The sequence below is a fragment of the Achromobacter sp. 1011791174 genome, assembly GCF_059760925.1.
On the sequence record NZ_JCBANH010000083.1, the window covers coordinates 19,791 to 29,084 of the forward strand.

The following is a 9,294-nucleotide window of genomic DNA, read 5'->3' on the forward strand; positions in this document are numbered from 1 at the left end:
TGCCGGCGGCCTTCAGCCAGCCTTGCCCGCATCGATGGTCAGCCTGTCCTGCGTCATCAGCGATTCGACAGACTCCACGTTCATCGGCTTGCCCAGCAAAAAGCCCTGCAGCGAATGGCAGCCCAATTCGGTCAGGAACTCGCGCTGTTCGGGCGTTTCCACGCCTTCGGCCACGACCTGCACCTTCAAGGCGTTGCCGAGCGCGATGATGGCCGACACGATGGCGGCGTCCTCGGTGTCCTGCTCCAGGTCTCGCACGAAGCCGCGATCGATCTTCAATTCCGTGGCCGGCAGGCGCTTCAGGTATAGCAGGCTGGAATAGCCGGTGCCGAAGTCATCGATGGAAATGCGCACGCCCATCTCGTGCAGCTGCTGCAGGATGGCCAGGCTCGCATCGGCGTTCTTCATGGCGGTGGATTCCGTGACCTCCAGCGTCAGATAGCTGGCGTCCAGGCCATGACGCCGCAGCACGTCGGACACGGTCCCCACCAGGTCCGGATGACCGAACTGCACCGCCGACAGGTTGACCGCCACGCTCCAGCGAATACCGTGTTCCCGGTGCCAGGCCGCCAGTTGCCGGCAGGCTTCGTTCAGCACCCACTTGCCCAGCGGAATCACCAGTCCGGTCTTCTCCACGATGGGGATGAACTCGTCCGGCATCAACAGGCCCAGCGTGGGATGCTGCCAGCGCACCAGCGCCTCGACGCCGATGATGGGGCCGTCGGGCGCCATGAACTTGGGCTGGTAGTGCAGTCGCAATTCGCTGTTTTCCAGCGCGCGGCGCATGTCCTGCACCAGCTGCAGCTGGCGATGCACATTGGCGTTCATCGACGACTGGAAGAAGCAGTACGTATCCCGGCCCATGCCCTTGGCGTGGTACATCGCCGCGTCGGCGTTGGTCAGCAGGTCGTCCTGGTCGATGCCGTCGTTGGGATAGATGGCGATGCCAATGCTCAGCGAGATGGCGAGCTGATGGATATCGATGCGGAACGGCTCGCGGATCGCCTCGATCAGGTCTTCCGCCAGGCGGCCCGCGCTGGCCGGATCCATGTTGAGCGCCAGGATCACGAACTCGTCGCCGCCCATGCGGGCGACGGTGTCTTCCTCGCGCAGGGCGCCGCGTATGCGCTGCGCCACTTCGATCAGCAGCAGATCGCCCACGTGATGGCCGTAGACGTCGTTGATGGCCTTGAAGCCGTCCAGGTCCAGGAACATCAGCGCGAAAGTCAGGTCCTTGTCGCGCCGCGCCGTGCGCAGCGCCTGCTTGAGGCGGTCATCCAGCAGCAGGCGGTTGGCCAGCTTGGTCAGGTTGTCGTGCAGCGCCAGATAGGTCAGTTCCTCGTTCGCCTTGACCAGGGAACTGGACAACGTCGAGGTCGTGGTCTCCAGCCGCAGGTCCTGCAACGACACGAGCAGCGCCGTGCCCATCACCGACATGGTGACCGTGATGATGAACAACGCCAGCCATTCCGGGCTGAGACCGCCGGCGAAGGCGCCGCAGATGCTGCCCAGCGGGAAATTGGCGGCCGCCATGCCCGTGTAGTGCATGCCGACGATGGCGATGCCCATGACCACTGCGCCCAGCAGGCGCATGCGCCGCACGCGCGTGGTGTTGTGCCGGAGATTGAACGCGATCCACAGCGCCGCGCCCGATGCCAGCACCGCGATGAGGATGGAAAGCGCGAACAGGGCCGGGTCGTAGGCGATGCCCGGCGCCATGCGCATGGCGATCATGCCGGTGTAGTGCATGCCGGCCACGCCGGCGCCCATCAGCAGCGCGCCCACCGCCAGCTTCTGCCAGGGCAGGCGCTCCTGGCAGACCAGGTGCAGCGAATAGGCGGAAAACGCGATGGCGATCAGCAGCGACATCAGCGTGATCCACGGGTCGTAGCCCAGCGGGATCGGCAGGCTGAAGGCCAGCATGCCGACAAAGTGCATGGACCAGATGCCCAGGCCCATCGCCGATGCCCCGCCGGCGAGCCAGTATTTCGCGGCCCGCCCACGGACATTGCTGATCCTCCCCGCCATGTCCAGCGCCGTATACGACGCAACAATCGCAACAATTAAAGAAAGAAAAACCAGGAGGGGACTGTATTCACCGATCAGCATCGCTATTCCTGCAAGCCTGCGGCCCGGCTTCGATCTTGCCGGCCCCGCAGTGAGCCAATGCTACCAGCGGATTGATCACGGAAGCACCGGCGCGATGCGCGCGCTGGCGGCTTTTCATGCTTCTGTTGTTTTTTTCTGGCAAACGGGAGGAAAAGACGCCAGGGCGCGCGTGGCGGCGCGATTCCGCGTCATGGCGCGCATTCGATTACTCGCAATATTGCCGGTATCTGGATCCGTTCAATGTTCGAACTGCGCGACGGCATTTTCCAAAAGACCCTGCATGCCGCCGCGCGACATGCCGCGGATACCATCCAATCCCTGCAGGAGCCCGCCATGCGGACGGGCTCCGTCACCGCTACCAGCGATAACTCAGGTTGAGCATGCCGCCATAGCCGCGCTCCTTGCCGCCTGCCGTGCCCACGAGCTGGGCCGACACCTGCACATTGCGCGCAATGCTCGCCTGGGCGCCGAGCTTGAGTTCCAGCGCGTTGCGCGCCTGGGCGACGTCCAGCGTGTTCGACCCCATGCGCACCGACGGCGAGCCGGCATTGCGGATCCAGTTCGCTTCCAGGAACGGCTGGATCCTGGCGGGCGCGGCGTCCGGCGCGGGCTTGGGATAGATGCGCACGCCGGCGCGCATCACGGTATCGCTGCGCGAACCGTTGCGCATGCGCATGCCTTGCAGCGTGGCATCTTCGGCCTTGTCGCGGCTGTGGATGAGCTGCGCCTTGGGTTCCACCACGATATCGGCCAGCGCCGAACCGGCCGCGAAAGGCTTGAAGGCATAGCCGGTTTCCAGCGAGGCGGTCCAGACGCTGGAGCCATAGCGCGCGGTGCCCAGTTCACTGCTGACGCGGTTGTCGTAGCGACCGTACTGCAGCCAGCCGTCGGCATAGGCGCCCAGGCGGGTAGCGTCATTGGCATAGGCGGTGACATACAGGCCGGCGGCGTAGCCGGAAACCGAGCCGGTGGCGCGCACGCGCGTCGTCGCGCCCGTTCCGGGCTGGCGCAGCGTAGAGGTGGAGCGCGTGCGCGCATCGCCGTAGCCAGCCATCAGGCCGACGCGCAGCGCGGCCTCGGCGCCCAGCGGGGCGCGCAACAGGTCGATGCCCAATTGCGCCATGGCGCTGTCGGTCTCGACATCGACGCGCCCCTCGGCCATGCGCAGGCCGCTGTCGTGGCCGCCGTAGACGCGCGTCCACAGCTTGCGGCTGGCGCTGCCCGCGCCCTCGTCGACCGGACGGACATCGCGGTCATGCATGCTGTGCGCGAACAGGCGCAGGGCGGCACGCCGGTTGCCGGCCCAGGCGCCGCTCTCGGGCGAGACGTTCCTGTTGCCCGCGCCTTCGGTCGGAGGAAGAGAAATTCCCGGATCGGTCGGATCGGGAGGATCAACCGGGTCGACCGGCGTCACCGGGTCAGTGGGATCCACGGGATCGACGGGTCCGGGCGGCGGCGTGTCCGAAGACGTCAGGTACCAGTCGTCCGCCACGCCAGCATTGCCACCACGCACCAGGCTGTAGTCGTAGCCGTTCAGGGCCAGCGTGCCCGCGCTGGCGCGGTAGCCGGTCGAACCCGCATCCAGATGGAAGGCATTGGCGGCCGTGGTGCCGCCGTTCACGGTCTGGACCAGACGGATGCCGTAGGTGGTATAGGCACCCGTGCCGCCGGCGTTGATCACGCGCAGGCCCGTGTCGCCGCTGGCGCTTCCGCCGTCGATGACCAGCCTGTCGGTGGGCGAGCTGTCGTCGCCCAGCTGGCTGTTGAGCACCAGCGTGCCGCCGCCTTCGTAGTTCTGGACGGTCAGCGTCTTGAAGCCGTCGACGCCCGGCGAAGAAAAGGCCACGGTGCCGGCATTGCTCAAGGTGCCCAGCGTGGAATCGCCGCGCACGTTCCACGTGCTCGTGCCGTCCAGCGCCAGGCTGTTGACGCGTCCCGTTCCACTCTCCCTGATGGCGCCGGAGAGCGTGCTGCCATTGCTCAGGCGCATGTCCAGCGTGCCGCTGGCGGCGATGACGTGGCCGTTCAGCGCGGAAGCGCTGGCGCTCAGATCGACCTGCCCGGTTTCCACCATCGTGACGACGCCGCCGCTGGTGACCTTGGCCGGGCGCATGTGCAGCAGCACGCCGTCCTCGGCCTTGCCGCCCTGGCGCGCCATGATGTCGGCATCTTCCAGCATCACACTGTGATCGCCGCCGCTCACCTGCAGGCCGATGCCGTCCTGCGTATCAATGACCGTGCCGGGCCCCAACGCGAGCGTATTATCCGCGTCGGCGCGGGTCGTGTAGCTCCAGATTCCGTGCGCATCGGCGCCCATGGCACTGATGCGCACGCCGTTCAGGGAAAAATGACTGGATCGTCCGGGCGTCTGGCCGATGTTTCCGTTACCCGCGACCAGGCCGATCGCGCCATCGCCTCGGGTGGTCAGGCGAGTATCCCGCAGCGTGACCTCGGCGCCCATGCCCCGGGAAATCAGCCCGTAGGCGCCCGTGCCGTAGGTGTCGATCAGGCTGTCGCTCAAGCGGGTGTCGCCGCCCGCCATGTCGATGCCGATGCCCGTGGATTCGACGGTCAGTCTTTCCGCCTCCAGTTCGCGGGCCAGGCGATGGGAGAACACAATGCCCTGACCCTGGCTGCCCAGGGCCGTTATGGACACATCGCTCAGCCTGGCATAGCTGTCCCCGCTACCGCCGCGTATGCCATAGCCACTTTCGGATGTCAGGGTCGCCCCTGACAGCACCGCGCCGGAAGCTTCTCCGATCTCGATCGCGTTCCGCTCGGCATGCACTTCCAGCGCCTGCGCATCCAGCAGGCTGACACTGTTCAACTGCATGCCGATGCCGCCTCGGATCGTCACGTCCTTCAGCGCCGCCTGTGAACTGGACAGGTACACGCCGACGCCCGGCGTGAAAATACCAGCATCCTTCAGGTCGATCTGCGCCCCCTGGCTGCCGACCACGCCTGTTCGCCCCTGTTCCGACGCATTGGTGATCGTCACGCCGTCGGCCTTGAGCGTCGAGCCGACGCCGTTCACCCGGATCCCGTTGGCGAAATCGCCGTGCGTGGTGACTTCGACATTCTTCAGTGTGACGAGGGCGCCCCGTTCCACCTGCACGCCGTCGGCATTGATGCCGTGGGTGACCAGGCGGGAGTCGGTGGCGGTGATGGCGCTGCCGGCGTCCTCGGCGTGCAGCGCATGGCCGCCCCGGCTTCGGTCGCCTTCCGTGGTGACGGTGCTATCCAGCAGCGTGACGGTCCCGCCGCCGGTGGCGCGCACGCCCACGGGGTTGGCCAGGAGGTTGCCGTCGTTGGGCCGGGACGTGCTGATGGTGACGCCCTCGGCATGAACGCTATTGCCCGCAACGGAAACATCCACCGCGGCACCCAGACCCGTGAGCTGGTCCGCGTTGGTGACGGTATCGCCGGGACGCAGGAAGATTTCGCTGGAGCCCGAGGGATCGTTGACGAGGATATGGTCGTAGTCAATCGCCCAGGAAGCATGAGGCAGGACCGGCAGCGCTGCGGCAAGCACGGCCCGCATGATGGGATGAAGATGACGTCGCATGGCTAGGGATCGGGCCGCGAGCGCAGGGCGCCGGCGCGTACCACAAGCCAATCACGAAGTGGAAAAGGGTACTGTCCGGCGCCCTGCGAGCAGCGGCGTAGTGAAGGAAGCCCTCATCTTCTTTGCCGCAACCTACGAGCAACACCGGATGATTCTTAAACGTCATGCAACGAATGACAATTTCGTTAGTGTTTGTACGAAGCTCAAAAATGATTTGAACTTGTATTTGGAACTGATGGGTTTGCGATATTGATGCCCGCGACGCAGGCGGCAAGGTCAGTCGCCGGGTTCGCCTGGGCAGCGGTTGCCGTATGACGGCCGCCAGGACGATGCGTCGAACTTCTTGCATGAACGGATCCGGTACGCGTCCGTCAGCACGAACCAACGCGAACCGGCGTCATGGCATGCCAACAGACCAAAGTCCGAATCGCCTGGCGGCTTGTTCGACGCACGCGCGCATCAGCCGCGCCGCAAATAGGCTGGGGCTGGACGGCAGGGAAACTCAGCGGGGGAATTTGACCGGGGCGCAGGCGAGGCGGCAATTGCGCGTCACGAATTGCGCATCACAAATTGCGCATCACGCCTGGCATTGGAAATGAAATGGTGGCGCGCCCGACAGGAATCGAACCTGTATCAAGAGCTTCGGAAACTCTCATTCTATCCATTGAACTACGGGCGCAGCGCAAGGGAGGCGGTATTGTACCCAAGTTTGAGCAGCGTGCATGAAATAGATCAAATCCCCGCGCAAACTGCTCGAAAACCCGGCCCGATCCATTGGACGGGCGTCCATGACACCGTTATATAATCCAGCGTTTGCTTGCTGGGCGATCCGCTGTTCGCCGCCCGAATGTGCAGTACTGATCTTTCTCTGTTGCCGCCACCAGGCGCCCCGGTACCCGTTTGCAGGATTTGGTCATGAGCAACCAGCAGGAACACATAGAAGAGCATTCCTCCCCCATCAAGACCCCCAAGCAACTGATCGTCACGGCCATACTGGCGTTCGTGGTGCCGATCGGGATCATCATCCTACTGGTGAACATGGTCGTCTCCGCCACCAAGGTCGGCGCCGGCTCGGACACCCTGACGCCTGAAGCCGTCACCAAGCGCATTGCCCCGGTCGCCGGCTTCGAGCTGGTCGACGCCAACGCGCCCAAGGTCTTCAAGACCGGAGAACAGGTCTTCGCCGCCGTCTGTACGGCCTGTCATACCGCCGGCGTGGCGGGCGCTCCCAAGATCGGCGACAACGCCGCCTGGGCGCCTTTCATCAAGGCCGGCTACGAGTCCCTGCTGAACGTCGCGCTGCATGGCAAGGGCGGCATGCCCGCCAAGGGCGGCAATCCCACGCTGAGCGACTACGAAGTGGCGCGCGCCGTGGTCTACATGGCCAACAAGTCCGGCGCCTCGCTGCCCGAACCGGCCGCGCCGGCCGAGGAAGGCGCGAAGAAGGAAGAAGCCGCTGCTCCGGCCGCTGCTGCTCCGGCGGCCGCCGCGCCGGCTCCTGCCGCTGCCGCCCCGGCCGTCGCGGCTCCCGCAGCCGCAGCGCCCGCCCCCGCCGCTGCTGCGCCCGCGCCGCAACAGGCCGCCGTCAACCCGGCCGGCGAAAAGCTCTATAAGAGCGTCTGCTTCGCCTGTCACGCCACCGGCGTGGCCAACGCGCCCAAGTTCGGCGACAAGGCCGCCTGGGAGCCCTACATCAAGACCGGCATGGACGCGATGGTGAAGATCGCCATGCAGGGCAAGCCGCCCATGCCGCCCAAGGGCGGCGCGGCCACCGCCACTGAAGAAGATATCCGCGCGGCCGTGCAATACATGGTGGACGCGGCCAAGTGATCCTCTGATCCGCCCCCTCGGCACGACAAAAAGCCCCTTGGAATACCAAGGGGCTTTTTCGTGGGCAGGCGCCGGAAGCCATCGGCGTCAATCGCGACGATGCCGACGTCCTTTCCCGCGCGGGCGCGGTGCAGGCGCCTCGTTGCATCGACCCGTGCTTGCGCGCGCGGGCCGATGCGCTGCCCATCAGGCCGTCGCCGGCTCCAGCAGCGACATGCCCAGTTGCACGCGGCGTTGCAGCCACAGGCTGGGACGATAGCGCTGGTCGCCGGTGACGCGCTCGATGTTCTTGAGCACTTCCAGGATGCGCGTCGCGCCCAGCGCGTCGCCCAGCGCCAGCGGACCCGTCGGATAGCCCAGGCCCAGCGTCACGGCGCGGTCGATGTCCTCCGGCGTGGCGATCTGCTGCTGCGCGATGTCGCAGGCGATGTTGACGATGGTGGCCACGATGCGCTGCGCGACGAAGCCCGGCGAATCCTGGATCACGGTGACCGGCACGCCGTCGGCGGCCAGCGCGGCATGGGCCGCGTCGCGCCATTGCGGCTGCGTGGCCGGCGACAGCATCAGGCTGCGGCGCTTGGCGCCGTCCAGCGCATACAGCGTGTCCAGGCCCACGCTGCGGGCCGGATCCAGGCCCTGCGCCGAGACGGCGGTGGACACGTCCTCGCCGTAAGGCGTGACTATGATGAGCGCGTCGGCCGCCGGCGTGGAGCCGGAGATCAGCGGCGCGCCCAGCTTTTCCAGCAGCGCGGTGGCGCGCGCATAGCCTTCGGGATGCTTGGGGCTGACCCAGATCTTCAGGTTCTGCGGCAGGGCCGGCGCGGGCGTTTCGGCCGGCACCTGCTTCTGGCCGTCGACATAGGTGTAGAAGCCTTCGCCGGCCTTGCGGCCGATCAGGCCACCGGCCAGGCGCACGGCGGTGATGGGCGAGGGACGGAAGCGCGTCTCGTCGTAGAACTGGCGGTAGATGGATTCCATCACCGGATGCGACACGTCCAGCGCGGTCAGGTCCAGCAGCTCGAACGGGCCCATGCGGAAACCGGCCTGCTCGCGCATGATGGCGTCGACCTGGGCGAAGCTGGCCACGGCCTCCTGCGCCACGCGCAGGCCTTCGGTATTCATGCCGCGACCGGCATGGTTGACGATGAAGCCGGGCATGTCCTTGGCGCGCACCGGCGTGTGGCCCATGCGTCGGGCCAGCTCGGCCAGCGCGTCGCCGACTTCCGGCGCGCTGCGCAGGCCGTCGATCACTTCCACCACTTTCATCAGCGCCACCGGGTTGAAGAAGTGATAACCGGCCACGCGCTGCGGGCGCTTGCAGGCCGCAGCGATGGCGGTGATGGACAGCGAGGACGTGTTCGAAGCCAGGATGCAGTCCTCGGCCACCACGCCTTCCAGCGCCGCGAACAGGTCGCGCTTGACGTCCAGGCGCTCGACGATGGCCTCGACCACCAACTGGCAGTCCGCCATGTCGGACAGCGCGCCGGCCGCTACCACGCGCTCAAGCGCGGCCTGGGCGTCGGCGGCGCCGAGCTTGCCCTTCTGCGCCAGCTTGTCCCAGGTCTGGCGCAGCGCTTCGCGCGCCGACGCAACAGCTTCCGCGCTGGTGTCGTACAGGCGCACGCGCAACCCGGCCTGCGCCGCGATCTGCGCGATGCCGCGCCCCATGGCCCCGGCGCCCACGACGCCGATGGTTTGAATCTCCTTCATGAACGCTCTCCTGCCTCTATATGGACGATCTGGGTGATTGGATATGTGGATGGCTTGCGGCGGGGACCATGACCGCCGCG

Annotated in this window: 5 protein-coding genes and 1 tRNA gene; 2 read left to right on the forward strand and 4 right to left on the reverse strand. The window is 66.4% G+C overall.

Features of this window, described 5'->3' with window-relative positions:
• Positions 1–12 precede the first annotated feature (12 nt).
• The gene (locus AC6LJ5_RS23280) at positions 13–2,109 is read right to left on the reverse strand and encodes a putative bifunctional diguanylate cyclase/phosphodiesterase (RefSeq protein ID WP_392410883.1); all 2,097 of its coding nucleotides are present in this window, start codon (positions 2,107–2,109) and stop codon (positions 13–15) included.
• 240 nt (positions 2,110–2,349) lie between these two features.
• Between AC6LJ5_RS23280 and AC6LJ5_RS23285 the strand changes: the two genes are divergently transcribed.
• Positions 2,350–2,487, forward strand: a complete 138-nt coding sequence (locus AC6LJ5_RS23285; RefSeq protein WP_158658323.1) for a hypothetical protein — start codon at positions 2,350–2,352, stop codon at positions 2,485–2,487.
• On the opposite strand, the gene AC6LJ5_RS23290 is transcribed toward AC6LJ5_RS23285, so the two are convergent.
• Together AC6LJ5_RS23290 and AC6LJ5_RS23295 are read right to left on the reverse strand one after the other, a co-directional pair.
• Positions 2,465–5,674, reverse strand: coding sequence for an autotransporter family protein (locus AC6LJ5_RS23290; RefSeq protein WP_498141743.1), 3,210 nt, complete (start codon positions 5,672–5,674; stop codon positions 2,465–2,467). The two genes, AC6LJ5_RS23285 and AC6LJ5_RS23290, sit on opposite strands and share 23 nt — an antisense overlap.
• 604 nt (positions 5,675–6,278) lie before the next feature.
• Positions 6,279–6,353, reverse strand: a tRNA-Arg gene (locus AC6LJ5_RS23295).
• A 236-nt stretch (positions 6,354–6,589) separates the two neighbouring features.
• Here AC6LJ5_RS23295 and AC6LJ5_RS23300 point away from each other — a divergent pair.
• Entirely contained in the window at positions 6,590–7,504 is a 915-nt protein-coding gene (locus tag AC6LJ5_RS23300; protein ID WP_498141744.1) for a c-type cytochrome, read from the forward strand.
• 186 nt (positions 7,505–7,690) lie between these two features.
• On the opposite strand, the gene AC6LJ5_RS23305 is transcribed toward AC6LJ5_RS23300, so the two are convergent.
• Positions 7,691–9,214, reverse strand: a complete 1,524-nt coding sequence (locus AC6LJ5_RS23305) for a 3-hydroxyacyl-CoA dehydrogenase (protein ID WP_498141745.1) — start codon at positions 9,212–9,214, stop codon at positions 7,691–7,693.
• Between the last annotated feature and the right edge of the window lie 80 nt (positions 9,215–9,294).